We start from the raw sequence: 21967 nt of genomic DNA on the forward strand, positions 1-21967 counted from the left end.
GTCGGCGTCTACTCCCTGCCGCCGGAGCCACCCGGCGTCCGCCAGCCGCCCCGACTGTTGGCGTCCTGGACGGCCGTGAGCGCCCGGAACTGCTGGTTCAGGACGCTCCTCTGGTTCGTCCGCAGCCCCATCGGGACGGCCAGCAGGAGCCGGCTCGCCGCCTCGGTGCCCGTGGCGATCTGGTCGACCAGCTGCATCGCGGCCCGTTTGGCCGGGACCCCGAAGGCTTGGTCGTTGCCGAAGAGATCGAAGTTGACGCCGTTACGGAACCGCTCAGCCATGTTGTAGACGTAGTTCCCGAGGTACTCCATGGCCTCGACGGCCGCTTCGGCCTTCGCCGGGTCCGCCGTGAATTTGCCCGTCTCACCCATCGTTGCCGTCCTCCACTATCTCGTCGCGCAGGTTCGCGGACGGCCTGCCGCCGCGTGCGGTGCCCCGTCCGCGCCGCCCGGCTGCCAGGGCCGACCCGAAGATCTCCTCGAAGTCGATCTTGAAGCCGGGGAGGCCGTCGGCGTCGTCGGCGGGCGGGGTCAGCGCGGAGAAGGTATCGATCACCCGCCGTGCCATGGTCGCCCGGCCCTTGTTCGCGGCCTCGACGATCGAGGCGGCCAGCTGCGACGCCTCCATCGTCCGGAAGTTCTCGTCCAGGAACTTGACCCGCTGCAGCTCGCCCTGCGGGCCGACGGTCACCTCCACCGAGCGGTCCTTGGACCGCGCGGTCGATGACGAGCTGCTCAGGTCGGCCCGAGCCCGGGCCACCGCCGCCCTGGTCGACTCGAGGCGCTCCCTCGCCTCCGCGAGGCGCCTCTCCATCGACTCTTCGGTCTCCATCGTCCGTTCTCCTCCCCTGTACCGGGCCACCATCGGGCCCGGCTCCGCAGTGCTCAGCCGATGACGGCCGGCGCTCCGCCTTCGTCCGTGCCCCAGACGTCCTCTTCCTCCGGCACCCATGCCTCGCGCTCTCGGTCGCCGCTCTCCGTCTGGCGGCGATCCTCGCCTCCCCCGTACGGGTTGTAGGCGGAGCTGGTGGGAGTGCGGCTTCCCCCCGGCACCGTCTCCTCGTAGCCGCGGCCCCTGCGAGCGCGCCGGCCGAGGGACCCGCCGTCCGCGGGGATGATCTCCTCGTCCTCGTAGACCTGACGCACCCGTTCGCTGTTGCCGTTCTTGTCACCGCCACCCATGCCGCCCATGCCACCCATCCCGCCCATCATCGGCCCCCCTGCCCCTCCGGCGGGCATACCGCCGGTGGTGGTCCCGTCGATGCGCGTGGCGGGCGGCAGCACTCCGCCGGACTGGCCGACCGGGAAGGCGGTGGGGTTCGCGGCCTGGCTGCCGAGCGCCGCGGAGGGAGCGCCCAGTGGGCTCCCCGAACTCGGCAGGTCGTGCAGGGCGGCCTCGTAGGAGGCCGTCGCACCGTTGCCGAGGGGCGTCCCCGCGTACGGAAGCGACGCGCCTCCGTGGTCGAGCGGGGTCGTGATGGTCTGGCCGTTCGGCTCGTGGGTGACCGCGGTGCCCGTGTTCGGGTTGACCGTGGTGTAGCTGCCGTCCGGGTAGCGGGTCGTGACGGTCCCGTCGGGGTTCACCGTGCTCTGACTGCCGTCCGGGTTGGTCAGCGTGTGGCCGTGGGTCAGGTGGTCGGTGGTGGTCGACCCGTCCGGGTGGGTCGTCGTCTCCAGGCCCGTGTGCGGGTTGACGGTCGTCGAGCTGCCGTCGCTGTAGTCGGTGGTGATGGTGCCGTCGGGGTTCAGGGTCGAGTGGCTCTGGACCTGGCCGGGCTGGAGATGCCCCGGCTGCGAGTCGAAGCCGACCCCGTTGTGGTCGCCGTAGACGGTGGTGAGGCTGCCGTCGGGGTTCTGAACCACGTGGTTGTTCAGCTGCGAGGGTTGCAGCTGCGACCCCGGCTGCACGATCTCGTGGGACCCCGGCTGCAGGTACTGCTTGGCGATGTCCTTCTGCTGCTGGTCGTACTGCTTCTTGGCCTCGTCCTGCTGCTGCTTCTGCAGCTGCTCCTGTTTCCGCTCCTGCGCCTGCTGATCCTGGCGCTGCTGGTCGTACTGCTTCTTGGCCTCGTCCTGCTGCTGCTTCTGCAGCTCCTCCTGTTTCCGCTCCTGCGCCTGCTGATCCTGGCGCTGCTCCTCGTACTGCTTTCTGGCCTCGTCCTGCTGCTGCTTCTGCAGCTGCTCCTGCTTCTTCTCCTGCTCCTCCTGGTGCTTCTGCTGCTCTTGGTACTGCTTCTTCTGCTCGTCCTGTTGCTGCTGCTGTTGCCTCTGCTGGTCCTGGTACTGCTTCCTGGCCTCGTCCTGCTGCTGCTTCTGCAGCTCCTCCTGCTTCCTCTCCTGCTCCTCCTGGTGTTTCTGGTCCTCCTTCCGCATTTGCATCTGCAGCGCCATCTGCTGCTCGTTCTGCTGCTTGGCCTCGTCCTGCTGCCGCTTCTGCAGCTCCTCCTGCTTCCTCTCCTGCTCCTCCTGCTTCCTCTGCTGGTCCTCGTACTGCTTCTTCTGCTCGTCCTGCTGCTCCTTCTGTTGCCTCTGCTGCTCCTGGTACTGCTGCCTGGCCTCGTCCTGCTGCTGCTTCTGCTCCTTCTTCTGCTCGTCCTCGACCTCCTTCTGGTGTTTCTTGTCCTCGTCGCGTTCCTTCTTCTGCTCGTCCTCCAGCTCCTTCTGGTGCTTCAGGTCCGCGTCGCGCTGCTGCTTCTGCTCGTCCTCGATCTCCTTCTGGTGCTTCAGGTCCGCGTCGCGCTGCTGCTTCTGCTCCTCCTCCATCTCATGCTGGTGCTGCAGATCTTCCTTGCGCCACTGCTCTTGCTTCTTGTTCCAGTCGTCCTGGTTCTTCTTGGCGTCCGCGGCGGCCTTATCCGCCTTGTCCTGCGCGGCCTGCGCCTTGTCGGCCTGGAGGTCCGCGGCGAGGTTGACGTTGACGGTCGTGAGCTTGGGGATGCTGTCGGGAACATCGGTCCAGGAGTTATGGATGGCGCGCAGCGCCTCTTGGGCGGCCTTTCCCAGGTAGTCGTTCGTGGAATCCTGCCAGCGTTTGATGGCCTCCTCACCGATCGCCTTCCACGTGGTTTTGGAGTTCAGGGGGCCGTAATTCTTCGCACCGATTGTCGTCGTCGCGTCACCGCTCCACCCATCCTCATCGATCTGGTTCCAACTGCTATAAGACTCGTAGCCGTAGGTCTCGTGCCACCGGACCTTGGTGATGTTGTTCAGCCAGATCTGGTCGGTGATGTCGAACAGAATGTCATACAACCACCGAAGCGGGTTACCCAACCGGAGCGCCCAGTCACTCCAGACCCAATAGAGATTCTCGATCGCCTTCTGGAAACCCGACTTCGCATTCAACAGGTTCACGGCAACTTTGGAACCACCAAAACCACCGATCGGAAGAGCATCCGTATAATTCTGATAGTTGATGCCCAGTTGGTGGATGATGTCCCAGAAGACGCCGGCCGCCTGTCCGCGCCAAGCGGCGTCCTCCGATCCCAGCGCGTCCTCCCACTGCTGGATCGTCGCCCTGGCGTTGAAGAAGAAGAGCGCCGCCCGGTTGAAAGCCAGCGCGGCCTTATCGAAGGACTTGAGATCGACGGCGTCGTTGTCGTCGACGGCCACGTCGTTGAAGGAGAAGCCCTGGGTGGTGTACGGCTCGTACATCAGTTTTTCGAGCGCGAGGCCACCGCCGTAGCTGTACTGGGCGAGCGGCGCGGAGTTCCATCCCGGGAAACCGTCCGGCATGAGGTGCGATCCTGCCCCGAACGTCCCCCCGAGGGAAACACCCCCGTGCGGGATGGTGTGTGCCGAATCGGTGCCGAGCAGGGTGATGCGCGCCCTGCGCATGTGCACTTCCGTTCCCTTGGACAGGGTACTGGCCGACGAGTCGTCGGTCGGACCGAAGAAGGGGACGACGAAGTCGGTGTCGTTGATACGCCAGCCGGAGTTCCTCGAACGCCAGGACATGTCATTGATGGCCTCCAACTCCGCGTTGGTCGGCGAGGCACCCGAGGTGTCGATCTCCACCTTCATCAGCGGAATGTCATCGTTGCCGTAGAGGTTGTCCTTGAAGATCTCGCCGCGCTTGGCAGACGGCTTGTAGCCGGTGAGCAGGAAGATGGCGTCGTACCAATGGTCGTTCACCGAAGAGGCTGGAGGCTTGTCTCCTGCGGGGTCCGCCATGATCGGCTCTCCATTGAAGGCTTGGCGTCGGAAGAGGGGAGGAAGTCAGCGGGGTCAGGTGGTCTGGCTTCCGCCGGTCGAGTCGAAGTCACTGGGCACCGTGCCCAGGCCGTCCAGGAAGGCCTTCCCGTCGATCTTCGTCAGGGAGTCGTGCTGGCCGTCCATGAGCTTGGTGATCGTGGCGTTGAGGTACTTCTCCAGATCGGTGAAGAGCTTGATCTGCTTCTTGTAGATGTCGGAGATGGACCCCGCCGACGCGGTGATGTGATCGACGATGTCCTTGCCCCCGGTCCCCGAGTCCTTGGCCAGCCCACCGATCGCGAGTGGCGCGTGGACTCGATAGAAATCGTTCTCCGGGGTGCTCTCGCCCTTGCCCAGAAGAAAGTCGATCGGCGGCGTTCCCTCGGTGTCGGTCTTGTTCGCGACCTTGTCGAGGGTGTCCTTGAAGTTGGCGATGTCGTGGTTGACGAAGTTCTGCAGCGACGTCTTGTCCAGCGCCAGCTTTTTCTTGTCCGCCATGGCTCCGCTCTTCCGAGGTCTGTCAGTTCCACTGCCGGCCGGTCCGGTTCACGGCCGGGGATTTCGCTGTCCGCATGCCGACCGTCTTCGGCCGCCCACGTGACGGGCGGCCGAAGGCGGGTGCTCAGCCGCCGATCCGCACCTCGGACCACATCTGGCTGAGGCTGTTCTCGTTGTACTTGTAGCTGCCGGAGATCTCGTCGAGCAGCTGCGAGTGACTGGTGAGGATCTGCTCCATGTTCTTGATCGCGTTGTCCCAGGCCTGCTGCTTCTGGTTGTAGACCTGGGCGTCGTCACCGATCCACTGCTTCTTGAGCTCGGCGAGCTCCATCTCCATGTTGGAGATCGTCTGCGCGATGGCCTTGGTCTGGGAGACCAGGTCGTCGGCGGCGTTGCCCATGTGGTTGTAGTCGACGTAGATGAAACCGTCGGTGAAGTCCTCGCTCATCGATGTCCTCGTTTCGCGTCAGAAGGAAAGAGCCGGGGCCGTTCCGGGGTCAGCCGTGCAGGGCGTTGAAGACGGCCTGGGCCTGCTGGTAGCCCTGGTTGATCTGGTCGTTGCTGGAGCCCTGCTGCTGGTGCTGCGCGGTGAGGGTCTGGTTGAGCTTGTCGACCATGTCCTGCAGGTTCTTGAGGATGACGTCCGCCTGCTGCTCCCAGGAGTTGACGAGGTCCTGGAACGCCTGACCGTCCGAGCCCTTGTAACCGGAGGCCAGGTTGAAGCGGGTCGCCTCGACGTCCTGCTTGATCTTGGTGATTCCGGTGTAGGCCATCTCCAGGGCCTGAACGCCGTTCTTCGTCGACCTGACCTCTGACTGCTGCATGCCTGCCACGCTGCGCCTGCCTCTCTGGTTCGGTGCTCACGGGAAACCGAGAGCGAGATCGTGCGTCGAGGTTCGCTCGGTCGGCACCGCCATCGGCGCGCGCCGCCGCCAACCGGTTCACGTCTCCTTCCGTACTCCGTGGTAGTCACCCCGACTTGCCGTCACCTTGTCGTCGCCTTGCCCGGACCGGTTTTCGCCGCCCTGCCCGGAACCGCTGTCGCCGCCCCGCCCGAATCCGTTGTCGCCGCCTTGCCTGGAGCACCGCAGGGCGGCGCGGTGCTCGATGAGACGCCCGCCTGCGCGGCCGCCACGCTCAGGTCCGGTCCGGTCGGCAGCATGGTCAGCAGCGGCGACGGCATGGCCACCGCCTGGCCGGACGAGTACCCGAGCGCCGTCAGGTCGGAGTCGGATCCCACTCGGTACTTGGTGCCCGTGTCGGTCACGAGGTAGGTCGCGCCGCCGACCGTGCCGCCCGCCGCCGGCAGGACGCGCACCAGCGCGCCCCCTCCGGGCGGCACGGTGATCCGGTCCACGGGCGTGCACGCGGACGCGGTCGCCGCCTGGGCGACGATGCCGAGCGAGGCCGGGTCCTGCAGGGCGACGCTCACCCGGGGCCCCACGGCGGTCGGCTGGATCCGGGCGCAGGCGTGCTGGTCCGGCTGAGGGTCGACCAGGCGCGGCGGCGTCTCGGGCAGCGCGCCGGCGGCGGTCGTGTCCCGCGCCAGCCGGCCGGTCATGGCGTCGGGCGCGATGCCGATCGCGTCGGGCGTTCTGCCGCCGTACGCCCTGGCGCGTACGGCGGGATCGGCCAGGATCAGGGCGGCGACGGTCGTGTTGACCTCCGTCAGGCCGTCCTGGCGCAGCTGGTAGTACCGCGGCTTCGAACCGAGCACCCCGATCTTGAAGACCTGCCCGACGCGGGTCGCGTGCCCGTCGAGCGACGGCCCGGCATGGCCCATACCGGGCACGACCGGGGCGGCCAGGTCCGGTCCCGCCGGAAGCGCGTCGACGAACGCGGCCGAGACCGGGTTCGGTGTCCGGCCCCCGAAGCCGAGGGCCGTCGCCGCTCCGCCCTTCGGGTCCAGCCGCAGCCTGCTGCCCTGCCACACCAGGTAGACGTGCGCGTCGGGCGCGGTGACGAGCAGTCCCTGACCGGTCGTGAGCGCGCCGTCGCCGTGGGCGTCCCCTACCCCGATGGCGAGGGTCGTGACCGGCGCCGCGGAGCCCGCCACCCCGGTGCCGGAACAGACCGCCCATGCCCCTTGGGCCAGACCGCCGGCCGACGGCAGCGCGGCGGGCGCCCCGACGATGCCCACCGGCTGGCCGTGCGGCGTCCCGTCCAGCGACTTGGTCCGGACGTGGTGCGCGGTCAGCTTGGAACCGCCGATGAGCCGCGCCGACGCGTAGTTCTGGACCGGGCGCAGCCGCCCGTCCACGTAGAGGTAGGACGCGCCGGTCTCCTGGTCGACGATCAGGCTCTCCGGGCTCTGCCAGGAGGCCGACCGGCCGGGCGAGATCAGGCCCCAGACGAACGCCCCGCCGCACAGCAGCACGGCGATGACGATGCCGGTGATCACCCCGCGGTTCGTACGGCCCTGGGGGCTCTCGGGCGCGTCGGGATCCGCTCGGAGCATCCCCGACGTGATGCGGCTCATGACGAACGTGTGGGCGTTGACCTGGTCGCGGCGGGACTGCATCGTCGTCTCTTCCGTCGTGCTCTCGTGTCCTGGTCAGCCGATGGCGCGCAGTTCGCCGTACACGCCGAGGACCCACAGGGTCAGCGGCAGCATGCTGATCGCGACCAGGCTCTGCAGGAGTTCGGCGGCGCGGCCCCAGTACGGCACCATCCGGCGGCCGGGCACCGTCCACCCGGCGATCAGGAGGATCGTGGTGACCGCCATCAGCGCCACCGCGATGACCACCCGGCCGGTCGGTCCGGCCTCGGCGACCTCGACGGCGGCGATGGTGGCCGCTCCCCACACTCCCGGCAGGACCAGGAACAGACGCTGCCAGACGTTGCCGAGGCCGCGGCTGTGCAGCACCAGCAGCAGGGACAGCGCGGCCGCCAGCACGAGCTGGGCCAGGTCCTCGTGGTGGGCCAGTGCGGTCAGGCAGGCGGTGCAGGCCAGCCCGACCGTGCCGTACAGCCCCGTCATCCAGCCGTCCGCCAGGACGGCACGAGCGGCCACGGCCTTCGGCGAACGCGGTTTGATGCCCTCCTGGAGCTGGTCGGGGGTGGTCGGCAGCGGCGGCATGCGCAGCCCGGACAGCCGGAACGACAAGGCCGGCACGAACGCGCCGAACACGACCGAGAGCAGGGCGACCACCGCGGCCGCCTCCTCCGGCGGGAGGCCCGCGACCATCATGAGGGCCCCCGCGAGGGCGCCGGCGAAGGCCAGCACGGTCGCGCCGACGAACAACGACGTGTACGCCGCCACCAACGCCAGCGCGAGCACGGCCCCGCCCGCCTCGGCCGCGGACGCGGCGAGCAGCCGGGCGCCCACCACCTCGAAGCCGTCCGGTCCGGACAACCGGCCTCCGGGCAGCAGCCACCCGGCCAGGATGAGGTACGGACCGGCCATGACGCCCAGGAGCGCGGCCGACGCCGCGTCGCCCACCGCGCGGCTCGCCGCCGCGGCCCCGGCGAGCAGCAGAAGCGCGGCGGCGCCGGCGGTCACGGCCCGCTGCTCGGTCGGTCCGCTCGGCAGCGCGAGCACCGCCAGGACGGCGATCATCACGAACACCGCCAGGCCGCGCAGCAGTCGCCGGCTCGCCTGCGGGCTCCACCCGTACGGGCTGTCCTTCATCGTGGTGGAGATGCCGTCCACCAGGTCGTCCAGCCGCACCTCGGGCAGCACCTCGGTGCGGGGCCGCAGGTAGAGCGTGTCGCCGTCGCGCAGGTCGAGCGACTCTAGGGTGGCGTCCTCGTCGAACGGCGGTCCGCCCAGGCGCTGGAGCACCCAGCCCTCGTGTTCGATCCCGCTCTCGCCGAGGTCGTCCCCGCCGTAACCGAGCACGGCGGGGAGCAGGTCCGCGACCGGGACGTCGGCCGGTACGGCCAGGTCGATGGTCTTGGCGGGGGCGCGTACCGTCAGCCGGCACAGGTCCGCCGCCGAGCTCTTGCTCATGGGGGCTCACTCGTTCTTTCCACGAACGCCCGTCGCCGAGCGCGGGCGCGTGAATGGGTCGTTTCTCCACGTCGGTCCGTCTGCGCAGTGCTCTCCACTCGGGGCATACGCACGCGATCGCCACATGGTTCACCTCGAATTCGCGAATGATCCGGACGAAGTTCCGCGCGGGCGCGATCCGGGACGCCGAGGCACGCTCCGCTGTACGATTCGCGGTGACGCAACCGGCCTGCTCCGCAGGTCCCCTCCGCGGCTCTCCACTCCGCCGAGCGCGCCCGGCGACCACCGTCTGCCGGCGCGGCGCTTCGTCGTACCACGCCAGGAGGCCGTCCGTTGAGTTTCGTGCTGTTCCGCAGGCCGATGCGCCGGCGTCCGCCCGAGATGCCCGAGGGGGAGCTCACCCTTCAGGAACCACCCACGCTGCCCGAGACCGTGCCCGACAACTCCGCCGTCTGGACGTACCTGCCCATGGCGCTGATGTCGGTGGCCATGGTGATGATGTACATGACGCGCGGAAGCGGGGCCAAGAACAGCTTCCTGCCGCTCGCCCTCGGCCTGATGGTCCTCGCCGCCGGGGGCATGCTGGTCGGGCAGGGAATGCGCAAGAGCAGTGAGCGCAAGGAGAAGCTCAAGGGCGCCCGCCGGGACTACCTGCGCTACCTCTCCCAGACCCGGCGCAAGGTGCGCACGGCCGTACGGGACCAGCAGCGCGCCCTGGCCTGGCGGCATCCGGCGCCGCAGACGCTGTGGTCCATGGTCGGCACGACCCGGATGTGGGAGCGCCGGCCCTCGGACCCCGACTTCGGTGAGGCGCGGCTGGCGGTCGGCGACCAGAAGCTGGGCCTGCGGCTGGCGCCCACGGCGACGAAGCCGGTCCAGGACCTGGAGCCGCTCACCGCGCACGCGCTGCGCGGCTTCGTCCGGGCCTACTCGACCGTGCCCGACCAGCCCACCGCCGTCTACCTGCAGTCCTGGGCGCGCGTGCTGTTCCGGGGGGACGAGACCCAGATCCGCGGAGCCGTCCGCGCCCTGATCGCCCAGCTCGCCCTCTTCCACTCTCCGGACGACCTGTGGATCGCGATCTGCGTCGCCCCGGACCGCCTGGCGGAGTGGGAGTGGGTCAAGTGGCTGCCGCACAACCTGAACCCGCACGACAGCGACGGCGCCGGCCAGGTCCGCATGATCGCCTCGGACTTCCCGGAGTTGGAGGGCATGCTCGGCGCGGAGTTCTGGGAGCGGCCGGCGTACGACCCGGAGGCCATGCCCGCCCGGGAGGAGCCCTACACGGTGCTCGTCGTGGACGGGGGCACCGTGCCCGCCGGGCACGCGCTGGACGGCCCCGGCATGCGCAATGTCGTCGTGCTCGACATGTCCGGCGCGCTGACGTGGCGGCCCGGCCGCACCACCCTCCGCCTCGACGTGGGCGACGGCGAGATCCGGCTCGTCCGCACCGACCGGGAACGCAAGGAGCAGCTGACCCTGCTCGGCCGCCCCGACGCCCTGGGCGTGCGGACCGCGACCGCGTTCGCCCGGCGGCTCGCGCCGTACCGGCTCGGCGTCGGGGCCGAGAGCACCGAGCCGCTGTCGGCCACCACGGACCTGGGCACCCTCCTGGGCATCACCGACCTCTACCGGCACGACCCGCAGACCCTCTGGAACAAGCGCACCGCCGCGGAGCGGCTGAAGGTGCCGATCGCGGTCGGCGCCGACAGCAAGCTGGTGGAGCTGGACATCAAGGAGTCCGCCCAGGGCGGCACCGGCCCCCACGGCATGCTGATCGGCGCCACCGGCTCGGGCAAGAGCGAGCTGCTGCGCACCCTCGTGCTGGCGATGGCGCTGACCAACTCCTCCGAGACGCTCAACTTCGTCCTGGTGGATTTCAAGGGCGGCGCGACCTTCCTCGGCCTGGACGAGCTGCCGCACGTCTCCGCGGTCATCACCAACCTGGCCGACGAGGCGTCCCTCGTCGCGCGCATGCGGGACGCGCTGCACGGTGAGCTCATGCGCCGTCAGGAGCTGCTGCGCGCCGCGGGCAACTACGTCTCCGCCCTCGAGTACGAGAAGGCGCGTGCGGCCGGGGCCGCCCTGGAGCCGCTGCCCAGTCTCTTCGTCGTGGTCGACGAGTTCAGTGAGCTGCTCGCCGCGCACCGCGACTTCATGGAGCTGTTCGTCATGATCGGCCGACTGGGCCGGAGCCTGGGCGTCCACCTTCTGCTGGCCTCCCAGCGGCTCGACGAGGGCCGGATGCACCAGCTCGAGAGCCACCTGTCCTACCGCATCGGCCTGCGCACGTTCTCGGCCATGGAGAGCCGCGGCGTGCTGGGCGTGCCCGACGCCCATCAGCTGCCGCCGCAGCCCGGCTCCGGCTTCCTCAAGACGGGCGTGGAGGCGCTCACCCGGTTCCGCGCCGCGTACTCCTCCGGTCCCTACCGGCGACGCGGCAAGGCCGACCAGGCGCGAGTGGCCAGCCAGGTGGTCCCCTGGTCCGCCTCCCGGGTCGCCCAGGTCGACCCCGTCCCGGTGCAGGAGACGCCGGAGGAGCCCGAGGAGACCGCCGAGACCCTGCTGTCGGTGGCCGTCGACCGGCTGCGCGACGCCGGGCCGCCGGCCCACCAGGTATGGCTGCCCCCGCTCGACCTGCCGCCCGCCCTCGACCAGATCCTCCCGCCGCTCGCGCCCGACGACGAGTACGGCCTGACGACCGTCGACTGGGAGCGGCGCGGCGGGCTCACGGTGCCGGTGGGCATCGTCGACCGGCCCTTCGAGCAGATCCGCGACCTGCTGGTCGTCGACCTGTCCGGGGCCGGCGGGCACGTCGCCATCGCCGGCGGCCCGCAGAGCGGCAAGAGCACGCTCGTCCGCACGTTGATCACCGCCCTCGCGCTCACGCACACGCCGCGCGAGGTGCAGTTCTACTGCCTCGACTTCGGCGGCGGCACGCTCGCCGGCATCGCCGGCCTGCCGCACGTCGCCGGGGTCGCCACCCGCCTGGACGAGGAACGTGTCAGCCGCACCGTCGCGGAGGTCACCGCGCTGCTCGCCGACCGCGAGCAGTTCTTCCTCGCCCACGGCATCGACTCCATGGCGACCTACCGGCGCCGCCGAGCGGCTGGGGAGTTCGCCGACCAGCCGCACGGAGACGTATTCCTCGTCGTGGACGGCTGGTCGACGGTGCGCCAGGACTTCGACCGGTACATCCAGACGTTCAGCGCGATCGCGGCGCGCGGCCTCAGCTTCGGCATCCACCTCATCGTCACCACCGCGCGGTGGGTGGAGCTCACGGCGGCCGTGCGCGACCAGGCCGCCACCCACCTGGAGCTGCGGATGGGCGACCCGATGGACTCGGAGGTCGACACCCGCCGCGCGGCGAGCGTGCCGCGCGTCCCCGGACGCGGCATCACCCGCGACACCAAGCTGCACTACCTCACGGCGCTGCCGCGCATCGACTCGGTGGAGAGCGCCGACGACCTCGCCGACGGCATCGCGGGCCTGGTCGCCGCGGTGCGCGAGAGCTGGGCCGGTCCAGTCGCGCCTCCGGTGCGGATGCTGCCGGCCCGGCTCAGCGTGCGGGAGCTGCCGGCGCCCGAGGGCGACTTCCGGGTGCCGATCGGCCTGGAGCAGGAGCGGCTCTCCCCCGTGGTGCACGACTTCGCCGAGACCCCGCACATGGTGGTCGTCGGCGACACCGAGAGCGGCAAGACGAACCTGCTGCGCCTGGTCGCCCGGGCCGTGACCCAGCGGTACACGCCCGCGGAGGCGCGCATCATGGTGGTCGACTACCGCCGTGAGCTGGCCGAGGCGGTCCCCGAGGACTATCGCCTCGGGCACGCGGTCGCCATCGACGCGCTGCGCGAGCTGGTCACCGGCGCGGGCCAGGCGATCAAGGAGCGCGTGCCGGGCCCGGACATCACCCCGGCCCGGATGAGGCTGTGCGACTGGTGGAGCGGACCCCGGCTGTTCGTCCTGGTCGACGACTACGACATGGTCGGGGCGGGGCCCATGCAGCATCCGTTCGACCCGATCGTCGACCACCTCGCCCTCGGGTGGGAGGTCGGGCTGCACATGGTCGTCGCCCGCTCCGCCGCGGGCGCCGGGCGCGGGATGGGCGAAATGATGATGCGCCGGCTGCAGGAGGTCAACACGCCGTCCCTCCTGATGTCCTGCCCGCCCGACGAGGGATACCTCTTCGGCAACGTCAAGGGCCGCATCCTGCCGCCCGGCCGGGCCATCCGGATCGCCCGGCGCAAGGCCGTGCAGATCCAGACGGCCATGCTCGACTGAGGGCGAGAACACGAGCGGCGCCGCTCGAAGGGCGAGAGCACGAGAACGGCGCCGCTCGATCCGGAGCAGGCCCAAGGGGACCCGGCGTGCCGGTGGCCCCCCGGAGGCTTGGGCACCGGAGCGGCGCCACTCAGTCCATCACGGCACGGTTTCGCAGGGACGCGCGCAGCGCGCGCATGGCGTAGTGGGCACGGGACTTGACCGTCCCCGGCGCGAGACCGAGTATGGCGGCCGTCTGCTCCGCGCTGTAGCCGAGGTAGTAGGTGTAGATGAGGACCTCGCGCTGCTGCTCGGTGAGCTCGTTCATGACCTCGAGAACGGCCCGGAACGTGACCACGCGCTCGGCCGGATCGGGCACGGCGTATTCACCGGACTCGTCGTCGCCGACCTCGTTCGGCCGGGCCTGCCGCGCGCGGTAGTGGTCGATCACGAGCCGGTGCGCGACGGTGAACAGCCAGGTGCGGACCCGGTCCGTCGTGGGGTCGAGGATCTCGCGGTGCTGCCAGGCCCGTACGGCGGTCTCCTGGACGATGTCCTCGGCCCGGTGCCGGTCGCCGTTGCACAGCCGGAGGGCGAAGTTGAGCAGCACGGTGCCGTGCCGCTCGTACAGTACGCGGGAAAAGGCGTCGTCGCGCGCCGGATCGTGCTGCAGGGCCGGAACACGCGGGGCGTCATGCCGTCGCGGCACGGCTACTCGCCACGCGGCCGCGGGCGGCCGGTCCAGCACTCGGCTGCGCGTCATGGAATGCGACCTCATTCTCACGATTCGTCGTTCCGGGCCGGCCACGGTGCTACTTGACCTGGGCCGTTGATGAAGGTTCAACTATCAAGCTGTGGTCTTGGCGAGCCCTTGCCGCCGACTTGCCGACCGTGACCCGCGGAGTCAGGACACCGGCCAACGCCCTGCCGTGCTTCCTCACCGATGTCCTCCCTCTACACGGTCCTTCTCGGTGCCGGGCCGCCCAAGCAGAACGCTGCGGACCGGCCGGTGCGGAGATCATCGCCCCGCGGTGGACAATCGCCGGCAGCTCTCTCGGGGGACCACCGGCACCCGGACACGCCCTAGGCGGCCCGGTCCCCGGCCGGCCGCCAGCCCCGGGCCCGGCCGAGCGGGACGATCGCGGCCGCGCACGCGACGAGGGCCACGATCCCGCCTCCGACCGAAGCGATGATCAACGCTCGGGTACGGGGGCCGTGCGCGGTCTGGGCCGGCATCCGCATGGCTGCCGAGGGCGTCGGCCGGGCCGTCACCGGGGATGACACCGCCGCCACGGCGGCGTACGGGTCCAGGACGGGCCTCGCCGCAGGGTAGGCGGACGCGACGAGCCGGTTCGCCACCTCGGCCGCCGTCAGCCGGGGCTGGTACGCGCGAACGAGGGCGGCCGTACCGGCCACGAACGCCGCGGCCAGCGAGGAGCCGGAGCCGATGTAGTTCCCGGAGCCCTTGGGGCCGATGCTCACGACGGCGTCGCCGGGCGCGGCCAGGTCGGTGGCGAAGACGTTCGGCGCATCCTGCGGACGTGAGCCGTCCGGCCCGTAGTCCTCGACCGCGACCACCTGCGGGATGAAGGCGGGGAAGTAGGGCCGCGCGGGCGGCGCGGAGACCGCCGCGCCGGCGGAGGTGGGCACGGCGTCCGGCGCCGCGGGCGCGACCACGACGGCGTCCTTGCGGGTGGCGTAGACGACCGCGGCCGTCAGCTCCGCTCTGCCCTCGGTCAGGGCCGCGCCGACGTACACGACCCGGGCTCCACGGTCGACGGCGGCACGGATGCCGGCCGCGACCTCTCGGGGTGCGGCGACGCCGTTCTTGCCGGTGCCGCGTACCGCGAGGATCCGCGCCCGGGGCGCGATCCCGCCGCCGGTCGCGTCCTCGGCACGCCCCGCGATCAGGCCGGCCACGAAGGAGCCGTGCCCGACACAGTCCTGGCCGGCGTCCGCCACCGCGGTGACCCGGCCGGCCAAAGCGGGGACGTTCGCGGCCACGCCGGTGTCCACGACGCCGACCGTGACTCCGGCGCCGTCGCTGAGCTCTCGGACCCGGGACACCCCTAGCGCGCTCACCGTCCACGGCTGCGCATGGGCCGCGGTGGAGGACGCGCCGGTGCACGACCGGCCGGACGCGAGCACCGACGGAATGACGGGCAGGCCGACGGGGCCGGGCGCGGCAGCGGACGGCCGTTCGTACGCCGTGGCCGCCGCGGCTCCGGGGAAGGCGGAGACGAGAAGCGAGGCCGTGGCGGCGGCCACCGACGCCACGGCGCGCAGACGCCGGGGGACACGTCGCATACGCTCAGCGTAGAAACCCGATCTTGTCGTTCTCTTGTCGTCCGGGACAAGGATCCCCGCTGGTCAGAGCCCTTGCGGGCAAGGGTGTCAAGCGGCCCGCGCGAACGGCATGATGGATGTCTCGTCGGCACCCCCCCCACCACCACCGACCCGAGGAGGGTTCAAGCGTGTCTCGGCAGTTGCTCACGGTCTCCCCGGAAGAGCCAGGCGCTTTCCGGACAATCGCGGAGGCGCTGGCGGCGGCACGTACCGGGTCGGTGATCCGTGTCCGGCCCGGCCGGTACGCCGAGAGCCTCTTCATCCGGACCCGGGTCACGATCGTGGCCGACGGGGACCGGGGCAGCGTCGAGATCTGTCCGCGGAGCGGTACCGCGGTGATGCTCGTGGCGGACGCCGTGATGCTCACGGACCTCACGCTGCGCGGTGGCGGCGACGACGTGCCGGTCGTGGACGCGGCGCGCGGGCAGGTCGCGATGGAGGGCTGCACCGTGGCCGGTTCCGGCTGGACGGCCGTCCTGGCCCGCGGGTCCGGTTCGCTCGCGATGCGCGGCTGCCGGATCACCAACGCCGAGGGCGCGGGCATCGTCGACACCGCGGATGCGGCCAGCATCATCGAGGACTGTCTCATCGAGAACCTCGGCACCTCCGCCGTCGTGCTCGGTGAGAAGTCCCGCTCGACGATCCGAGGCTGCCGGCTGCGGGACGCCCGCGGCAACGGCGTGCTCGCCAACGGCGAGGCCCAGGGCACGATCGAGGACTGCGAGATCTCCACGACCTCGAAGCCGGCCATCGCCCTCGAGGGCGACAGCGCCACCCGGATCGTGCGGACGAGCGTGCGCGACTGCGCGGTCGGCGTGTACGTGACCAGCGGGTCGCGTCCTACGCTGGAGGAGGTCTCGGTCACCGACATCACCGCCGGTTCCGGCATCGTGCTGGCCGGAGGCGCGGATCCGCTGCTGCGGCGCTGCCGGACGGCCCGTACGAAGGACAGCGGGCTGTCCGTCGCCGAACGCTCGCGCGGCACCTTCGAGGACTGCGAGTTCGCCGGGTCGGCCGCGCCCGCGATCAGCGTCGTGGGGACCAGCTCGCCGACGCTGATCGGCGCGACGGTGCGCGAGTGTGCCGACGCGTCCGCGTCCGTGCTGCTGGCGGAGGACTCCGTCGCGGAGTTCGACCGGCTGGAGGTCGTGGACGCCGCCGGTACCGCGATCGCCATCCGGACCGGCGCCAACCCGCTGGTCCGTAACGCGACGGTCACCGCGCCCGGCGGGACCGGCGTCGAGGTCACCGAGGATGGGCGCGGGCGGCTGGAGCACTGCGCCGTCGAGCGGGCCGGCGGCGCCGCCGTGCGCATCGCGAGCGGGGCCAACGTCTCCTTCCGCGACTGCGATCTCCGCTCCCCCGGCGACGCCGGGGTCGCCGTCGAATCCGGCGGGATGGCCACGATCCAGGACTGCGCGGTCTCCGGGAGCGACGCCTCCGGCGTGGTCGTACGCGAGGGCGGCGACCTGAACCTCACCCGGGCGCGGATCAGCGGCTCCGGCGCCCACGGCGTGCTCCTCACGGCCGGCGCGCGGGCCACGCTCGACGCTTGCGAGATCACCGGGAGCGTCGGCGACGGCGTCCGGGTCGACACCGCGGAGGCCGTCTCCGTCACCGGCTGTGCCGTGCGCGACAACCGCGGTGCCGGGCTGCGGCAGTCACGCCCCGGCGGCCGGCTGACAGTGCGCGACCTGGACGGCTCCGGGAACGCCGTCCCCGACTCCTGGGGCGACGACGTCGCCGTGGAGGCCACCGGCACGCCGGACGGCAGGGCCACCCGCGCGCCCGCGTCCGCCGGCCCGCTGGAGGAGTTGGAGTCCCTCATCGGCCTCGAGGGCGTGAAACGTCAGGTGCGCGCGCTTGTCAATCTGAATCAGCTGTCGCAGCGCAGGGCCCGGCTCGGCATGCCGGTGCCGCCGATGAGCCGGCATCTGATCTTCGCGGGCCCGCCGGGAACCGGCAAGACCACGGTCGCCCGGTTGTACGGCGGCGTCCTCGCCTCCCTTGGCATGCTCTCCTCCGGGCATCTGGTGGAGGTCTCCCGCGCCGATCTGGTCGCCCAGTACGTCGGCGCCACGGCCATCAAGACGACGGAGGCATTCAACGAGGCGCTCGGCGGCGTCCTGTTCATCGACGAGGCGTACACCCTGGTCACCGAGGGCAGGGGCGGCTCGCACGACTTCGGCCGCGAGGCCATCGACACCCTCGTGAAGCTGATGGAGGACCACCGCGACGAGGTCGTCGTGGTGGCGGCGGGTTACACCGCCGAGATGCAGGGGTTCCTGTCCGCCAATCCGGGCATGGCCTCGCGGTTCAGCCGGACCATCGAGTTCACCAACTACTCGGTCGACGAGCTCGTCACGATCACCGAGAAGATATGCGAGAGCCACCGCTACGAACTGGACCCGACCACGCGTCAGGCGCTCTCCGCGCACTACGAGCGGATGCCACGGGACGCCGCCTTCGGCAACGGCCGTACGGCGCGCCTGGTCTTCGAGGAGATGATCGAGCGGCAGGCGTTCCGGCTCGCGTCCATGACCGACCCGGCGGAGAGCGACCTCACCCTGTTGCTGCCGGAGGACGTCAGCGACGCTGCGGCCACGGACGGCGCCGTGGGCGAGGAGCGCGAGACGCTGCTGGCCCAGCTGTCGGACATGGTCGGCCTGGCCGGCGTGAAACGCGAGGTGAAGGACATCGTCGACCTCCTCGCGACGGCCCGGCAGCGGGAGGCCGCCGGGCTGCCCGTGCCCCGACTCAGCCGGCATCTCGTCTTCACCGGGTCGCCCGGTACCGGCAAGACCACCGTGGCCCGGCTCTACGCCGAGCTGCTGCACAGCCTGGGCGCACTCCCGCGCGGCCAGCTGGTCGAGGTGGCACGCGTCGACCTCGTGGGCCGCTACGTGGGTCACACGGCGCAGCTCACGAAGGAGGTCTTCCAGCGCGCGCTGGGCGGTGTCCTGTTCATCGACGAGGCGTACACGCTGACCCCCGAGGGAGCGTCCAACGACTTCGGCCGTGAGGCGGTGGAGACCCTGCTCAAACTCATGGAGGACCACCGCGACGAGGTGGTCGTCATCGTCGCCGGATACACCGAGGAGATGCGGCGCTTCCTGAGTTCCAACCCCGGTCTCGCCTCCCGGTTCTCGCGGCAGGTGGAGTTCGAGGACTACAGCACCGACGAGCTCGTCGCCATCATGCGGAACCAGGCCGCGGCCGGGGGCTACGAATGCGCTCCAGAGACGCTCTCGGCACTGCGCGAGTACCTCGACGCCCTGCCACGGGACCGGACCTTCGGCAACGCGCGTCTCGTCCGGCAGCTGCTGGAGACGATGATCACCCATCAGGCGCGGCGGCTCGGCGGGATGCGGTCGCCCGGCGTGGCGGACCTGCGCCTTCTGCTGCCCGAGGACCTGCCACCCGCGAACACCCCCAGCGCGCGCTGAGCACGCCCCGCAGGCCGGCGATCAACGGGTCGCCGACCTGTGGGATGCCGGTTGCAATCACGCCGATGTACGGCACTGACCTGTGGAAACGCTACCGGACCGGCAGGCCGGTGATGGTGCGGCCGATGACGAGGCGCTGGATCTCCGAGGTGCCCTCGAAGATGGTGAAGATCTTGCTGTCCTCCGGGTCCTGCTCACCGCGCCGCAGGCTCCACGAATGAACGCGATCACGGAACGCTGGGTCGGGAGCGTACGCCGTGAACTGTTGGACCGAATCCTCATCATGAACGCCCGCCACCTGCGCAAGGTCCTCGCCAAATATGAGATCCATTTCAACAACCACCGGCCGCATCGGGCGCTGAACCACGCCAGCCCGCTCCGACCGCTCCCCGGCCCCGCCACCACCGACGTGAAGATCACCCGACGAGACAGACTCGGTGGCCGCCTCCACGAATACGCCCAGGTCGCCTAGGGGTAGCCGAATTACGGGCACCCACAGGGTTAAGGCGAAAGTGTTCGCCCTGAACGATGGCGTGCTGACCGCCCGCATTGTGGCTACGGCATGTCAATTGCTGCGACCGTTCGTCTCCGGGATCTCCGGTCGGGATGACGCTGCGCGCGTGCTGCTCTGCCGAAGTGAATTTGACCGAGGGCGAACGCGCGGTGCTGCTCGATCCGGCCGAGTCGCAGCGGGCCCGGCTGCTGTGCGAACTGCAAGCCGGACACGCCGGACCGCACTGCGCACTCGGCGACAACGACGATCAGACCGAGCAACGCGCCGCAATCTCCTGAACCGCGAACGGCGGCCGGGAACTGGTCATGCATGTGAAGTTCTGGCCCGACCACGGCCCCTGTCCCAAGTACGACGAACCCGACTGAGTGGTGTCAGGTCACGGGTAGGTCGTCGCCGTAGTCGATGGCGTCGAGTTCGAAGCAATACGCGCCCGGGTGGCCCAGCGGCAGGGTGCAACGCAAGGTCGAGCTCGGCTCCTGTGGCGGCCGTATCAGACCCCCTGCCAGCACGAACACGCCTCCGGGACGACGGCGTTCGCGGACCCCACGGGGCGGGTCCGCGACGCGTCACGTGGTCTGTCCGCCTCTCCAGGCGGCGAGTTCCTCGTTGAATTCTTTCTTCGTGATGATGTTGATCCGGCTCCTGTCGATCTTCGAGGTGCCGTCCGTCAGGTCTTGGATGTGCCCGTCGCCGACCTTCCAGACGCCGGCCTTCCGCTTCGAGAAGACCGCTCCCAGCCCCATGAAGGTCGAGCGCTGCCTGCGCATGAACTTCGCCAGTTCGGCGGCGTCGCGTTTGTCCGCCAGGCGTGCGCCGGCCGCGTCGGCCAGTGCCGGCACCAGATCGCGGAGGCCAATGCGGCTGTTGGCGAAGTCCCGTACGGCCTTGAGCTGCTGTTGCGCCGGGGCGTTCCGGAGCGCGGCGTCGTACGCCTGGTAGGCGCTCTCGACGTTGTCGTACACCGCCTGCACGGCCCTGTTCACCGCGTCGCTCGAGGGCCGCCAACTGCGATCGACACGGTCCCGGAACTGCATGAGCTCCTGTACTTCGGTGTTGAACGCGCCGATCGCCGTGGCGGCAGAGTTGACCGGGGTCGCCGACACGTTGATTGCCTCGTCGCCCAGTTTGTCGAACTTGACGATCAACATGGCCGCGCCGTGCGTGGCGCGGTACTCCATCAGGTCGGCCCCCGGCTCGGCATGGGCCTGCTGCTGCCCGCCCAGGGGCAGATCGGGAAAATCATTTTCGGTCCAGTAGTCGGCGCTGCCGGTCTTCGCCGAGCAGAACTGCCTCTCCAGGGCCCTGCGCGCATCACTTTCGGTGTGGGTCTCTCCGGCGATGTTGAGCTTATCTCTTGCTAACACTTTGTCGCCCTTCCCCTGTCTCGAGTGAACGTGAATTCCGATCGGGCATCGGACCGCAAGCATGGTCATGCGGCGCGGAAATCAAGAATCCTTTCCCCCTAGTCGGCCACCGCCCCCTTGATTGCACATCTCGGCAGTCCGCGTAACTTCATGCTCCCCGCGACGAACAACGAGCGCTACCCTTCGCTTATGACCGGTTGCGGCCAGTTCGCGTACGCCATCGGTCTCGTCGACGAAGAGGGGCGGCCGACGCCAAGCCATCGACCTCTGCGGTGAGACTTCGTGAGAACGGTAGATGCGGTGGCTGTTGACATGGTGCAGAGAACGGTCCGACGGCTTGCCTACCCACGTGCCCAGGCCCCGCTTACCCGGCAATCGGTGTGGGCACCAGTGCCTACCGCGTGCCTAAGCGTCCAGGAATGCGCTCACAGATTGCCTACGACGTGCCTAAGGTCGCGCCTACGGGCCGGACGGCTTGCCTCCATCGGGGGACGATGGTTGCTCGCTGGTTGCTCGGATGCCACGAAACAGCCCGTCAGCCAGCGGCACCACCCGGCATCCGAACGGGTCGAGTCGCGGACGAACTAGCATGGACTGGCAGCGAGAGCACCGATCTGGCACGAGAGCAGCGGACTCTTAATCCTCGGGTTCGGGGTTCAAGTCCCTGGCGGCGCACCCGTCCCGACCTGGGCGTTTCCGGTTCCACCGGGAACGCCCAGTATCCGTTTAGGCACGGTTTGGAAATCGTGGGTGCTCGGTGGGTGCTCGAGCGTCGCGATCTTGTCGGTCGGGTTATCGAAATCCACCGGATCACAGTTGCTCCCGCCGTTTGGCAACTCCCCGCTCCGACCCCCAACCACGACCGCCGCGCGCTGCTCGGGCAGGAGCACCTGGCGTACTCGATGCTGGTCCGGCTGGCTGTACGAGGGCATACGTAACTACAAGCACCTGTACGGCGAGGACGAGTTCCACGAGGCGTGTGAGTACTTCTACGTCCACATCGGCGAGGCCGAGAAGGAGCACAGGGAACAGGCCGTCGTCTCCGCGGCACAGCTCTGCCGGACCGGCGCGGACTTCGAACGCGAACGGGAGGCCTTCGACGGATTCCTCGACCTGACCGCGCGGTACTGGGCCGGCGTGCACGGCGCGATGCTCGCCGCCTGATGCGTCGCTGGGCGCCGGCCCTGGTGCTGGCCCAGATCACCAGCCTCCAGGTCGGCGCCGCCGTCGCCACCCGGCTGTTCGGTCACATCGGCACCTGGGCCACGGTGTCGCTGAGAGTTCTGTTTCGCATCCGTACGGCGCCGTCCGCCTGAGGGCTGCGACCCAGACGAGACGGTTACCTCCGGGAACCTTGTCGTGTCGCGGCGCTACGGCATGGGCCGGATATGGCCGGA

The 21967-nt window shown here is 70.0% G+C and carries 18 protein-coding genes; 6 read left to right on the top strand and 12 right to left on the bottom strand.

Features of this window, described 5'->3' with window-relative positions:
* Nucleotides 1-8: 8 nt before the first annotated feature.
* The 8 genes from NE236_RS26215 to eccD form a co-directional block, all read right to left on the bottom strand.
* Nucleotides 9-371, bottom strand: coding sequence for a hypothetical protein (locus NE236_RS26215; RefSeq protein WP_252844804.1), 363 nt, complete (start codon nt 369-371; stop codon nt 9-11).
* A complete protein-coding gene (locus tag NE236_RS26220) occupies nt 364-831 on the bottom strand; it encodes a YbaB/EbfC family nucleoid-associated protein (protein WP_252844805.1) in 468 nt (155 codons plus the stop codon). Before NE236_RS26220 ends, NE236_RS26215 begins: the two co-directional genes overlap by 8 nt.
* Before the next feature lie 53 nt (nt 832-884).
* Nucleotides 885-4169, bottom strand: coding sequence for an AAWKG family protein (locus tag NE236_RS26225; RefSeq protein ID WP_252844806.1), 3285 nt, complete (start codon nt 4167-4169; stop codon nt 885-887).
* Nucleotides 4170-4223: 54 nt separating this feature from the next.
* Nucleotides 4224-4688 (bottom strand): type VII secretion system-associated protein, encoded by a 465-nt coding sequence (locus NE236_RS26230; RefSeq protein WP_252844807.1) that lies wholly within the window; start codon nt 4686-4688, stop codon nt 4224-4226.
* Nucleotides 4689-4812: 124 nt separating this feature from the next.
* A complete protein-coding gene (locus tag NE236_RS26235; protein WP_252844808.1) occupies nt 4813-5136 on the bottom strand; it encodes a WXG100 family type VII secretion target in 324 nt (107 codons plus the stop codon).
* A 49-nt stretch (nt 5137-5185) separates the two neighbouring features.
* The gene (locus NE236_RS26240; protein ID WP_252844809.1) at nt 5186-5512 is read right to left on the bottom strand and encodes a WXG100 family type VII secretion target; all 327 of its coding nucleotides are present in this window, start codon (nt 5510-5512) and stop codon (nt 5186-5188) included.
* Nucleotides 5513-5673: 161 nt separating this feature from the next.
* Nucleotides 5674-7209, bottom strand: a complete 1536-nt coding sequence (eccB, locus tag NE236_RS26245; protein WP_252844810.1) for a type VII secretion protein EccB — start codon at nt 7207-7209, stop codon at nt 5674-5676.
* Between the two features lie 33 nt (nt 7210-7242).
* Complete coding sequence (gene eccD, locus NE236_RS26250; RefSeq protein ID WP_252844811.1) at nt 7243-8640, bottom strand: type VII secretion integral membrane protein EccD; 1398 nt, start codon at nt 8638-8640, stop codon at nt 7243-7245.
* A gap of 333 nt (nt 8641-8973) precedes the next feature.
* Here eccD and eccCa point away from each other — a divergent pair, with 333 nt between their 5' ends.
* A complete protein-coding gene (gene eccCa / locus NE236_RS26255) occupies nt 8974-12921 on the top strand; it encodes a type VII secretion protein EccCa (protein WP_252844812.1) in 3948 nt (1315 codons plus the stop codon).
* 130 nt (nt 12922-13051) lie between these two features.
* On the opposite strand, the gene NE236_RS26260 is transcribed toward eccCa, so the two are convergent.
* Together NE236_RS26260 and NE236_RS26265 are read right to left on the bottom strand one after the other, a co-directional pair.
* Entirely contained in the window at nt 13052-13663 is a 612-nt protein-coding gene (locus NE236_RS26260; protein ID WP_252844813.1) for a sigma-70 family RNA polymerase sigma factor, read from the bottom strand.
* A 320-nt stretch (nt 13664-13983) separates the two neighbouring features.
* Nucleotides 13984-15207: a S8 family serine peptidase gene (locus NE236_RS26265; protein WP_252844814.1), complete on the bottom strand. Its 1224-nt coding sequence runs from the start codon at nt 15205-15207 to the stop codon at nt 13984-13986.
* A gap of 167 nt (nt 15208-15374) precedes the next feature.
* Here NE236_RS26265 and NE236_RS26270 point away from each other — a divergent pair, with 167 nt between their 5' ends.
* Nucleotides 15375-18692, top strand: a complete 3318-nt coding sequence (locus NE236_RS26270; RefSeq protein WP_252844815.1) for a right-handed parallel beta-helix repeat-containing protein — start codon at nt 15375-15377, stop codon at nt 18690-18692.
* Between the two features lie 91 nt (nt 18693-18783).
* Here the strand turns inward: NE236_RS26270 and NE236_RS45560 are convergent, their stop codons facing one another.
* Nucleotides 18784-18990, bottom strand: coding sequence for a hypothetical protein (locus NE236_RS45560; protein ID WP_252844902.1), 207 nt, complete (start codon nt 18988-18990; stop codon nt 18784-18786).
* Here NE236_RS45560 and NE236_RS26280 point away from each other — a divergent pair.
* A complete protein-coding gene (locus tag NE236_RS26280) occupies nt 18910-19164 on the top strand; it encodes an integrase core domain-containing protein (RefSeq protein WP_252844816.1) in 255 nt (84 codons plus the stop codon). The two genes, NE236_RS45560 and NE236_RS26280, sit on opposite strands and share 81 nt — an antisense overlap.
* Before the next feature lie 134 nt (nt 19165-19298).
* Nucleotides 19299-19484 (top strand): hypothetical protein, encoded by a 186-nt coding sequence (locus tag NE236_RS26285; protein ID WP_252844817.1) that lies wholly within the window; start codon nt 19299-19301, stop codon nt 19482-19484.
* Between the two features lie 288 nt (nt 19485-19772).
* Here the strand turns inward: NE236_RS26285 and NE236_RS26290 are convergent, their stop codons facing one another.
* Nucleotides 19773-20639, bottom strand: a complete 867-nt coding sequence (locus NE236_RS26290; protein WP_252844818.1) for a hypothetical protein — start codon at nt 20637-20639, stop codon at nt 19773-19775.
* A 747-nt stretch (nt 20640-21386) separates the two neighbouring features.
* Between NE236_RS26290 and NE236_RS26295 the strand changes: the two genes are divergently transcribed.
* A complete protein-coding gene (locus NE236_RS26295) occupies nt 21387-21734 on the top strand; it encodes a hypothetical protein (RefSeq protein ID WP_252844819.1) in 348 nt (115 codons plus the stop codon).
* Nucleotides 21734-21886 carry a hypothetical protein gene (locus NE236_RS26300; RefSeq protein ID WP_252844820.1) on the top strand — a complete coding sequence of 51 codons (153 nt, stop codon included), beginning with the start codon at nt 21734-21736 and terminating at the stop codon, nt 21884-21886. Before NE236_RS26295 ends, NE236_RS26300 begins: the two co-directional genes overlap by 1 nt.
* Nucleotides 21887-21967 lie beyond the last annotated feature (81 nt).

Origin of the sequence: Actinoallomurus purpureus (genome assembly GCF_024055795.1) — a bacterium.
GTDB lineage: Bacteria > Actinomycetota > Actinomycetes > Streptosporangiales > Streptosporangiaceae > Actinoallomurus > Actinoallomurus purpureus.

What these genes read in the sequence shown, in the direction of transcription:
- NE236_RS26240 (WP_252844809.1), bottom strand. Translation starts at nt 5,512, where the DNA reads ATGCAGCAGTCAGAGGTCAGGTCGACGAAGAACGGCGTTCAGGCCCTG.
- NE236_RS26300 (WP_252844820.1), top strand. Translation starts at nt 21,734, where the DNA reads ATGCGTCGCTGGGCGCCGGCCCTGGTGCTGGCCCAGATCACCAGCCTC.
- NE236_RS26285 (WP_252844817.1), top strand. Translation starts at nt 19,299, where the DNA reads ATGACGCTGCGCGCGTGCTGCTCTGCCGAAGTGAATTTGACCGAGGGC.
- NE236_RS26260 (WP_252844813.1), bottom strand. Translation starts at nt 13,663, where the DNA reads ATGACGCGCAGCCGAGTGCTGGACCGGCCGCCCGCGGCCGCGTGGCGA.
- NE236_RS26225 (WP_252844806.1), bottom strand. Translation starts at nt 4,169, where the DNA reads ATGGCGGACCCCGCAGGAGACAAGCCTCCAGCCTCTTCGGTGAACGAC.
- NE236_RS26215 (WP_252844804.1), bottom strand. Translation starts at nt 371, where the DNA reads ATGGGTGAGACGGGCAAATTCACGGCGGACCCGGCGAAGGCCGAAGCG.
- NE236_RS26265 (WP_252844814.1), bottom strand. Translation starts at nt 15,207, where the DNA reads ATGCGACGTGTCCCCCGGCGTCTGCGCGCCGTGGCGTCGGTGGCCGCC.
- NE236_RS26220 (WP_252844805.1), bottom strand. Translation starts at nt 831, where the DNA reads ATGGAGACCGAAGAGTCGATGGAGAGGCGCCTCGCGGAGGCGAGGGAG.
- eccB (WP_252844810.1), bottom strand. Translation starts at nt 7,209, where the DNA reads ATGCAGTCCCGCCGCGACCAGGTCAACGCCCACACGTTCGTCATGAGC.
- NE236_RS26290 (WP_252844818.1), bottom strand. Translation starts at nt 20,639, where the DNA reads ATGACCATGCTTGCGGTCCGATGCCCGATCGGAATTCACGTTCACTCG.
- NE236_RS26230 (WP_252844807.1), bottom strand. Translation starts at nt 4,688, where the DNA reads ATGGCGGACAAGAAAAAGCTGGCGCTGGACAAGACGTCGCTGCAGAAC.
- NE236_RS26280 (WP_252844816.1), top strand. Translation starts at nt 18,910, where the DNA reads ATGAACGCGATCACGGAACGCTGGGTCGGGAGCGTACGCCGTGAACTG.
- NE236_RS26235 (WP_252844808.1), bottom strand. Translation starts at nt 5,136, where the DNA reads ATGAGCGAGGACTTCACCGACGGTTTCATCTACGTCGACTACAACCAC.
- eccD (WP_252844811.1), bottom strand. Translation starts at nt 8,640, where the DNA reads ATGAGCAAGAGCTCGGCGGCGGACCTGTGCCGGCTGACGGTACGCGCC.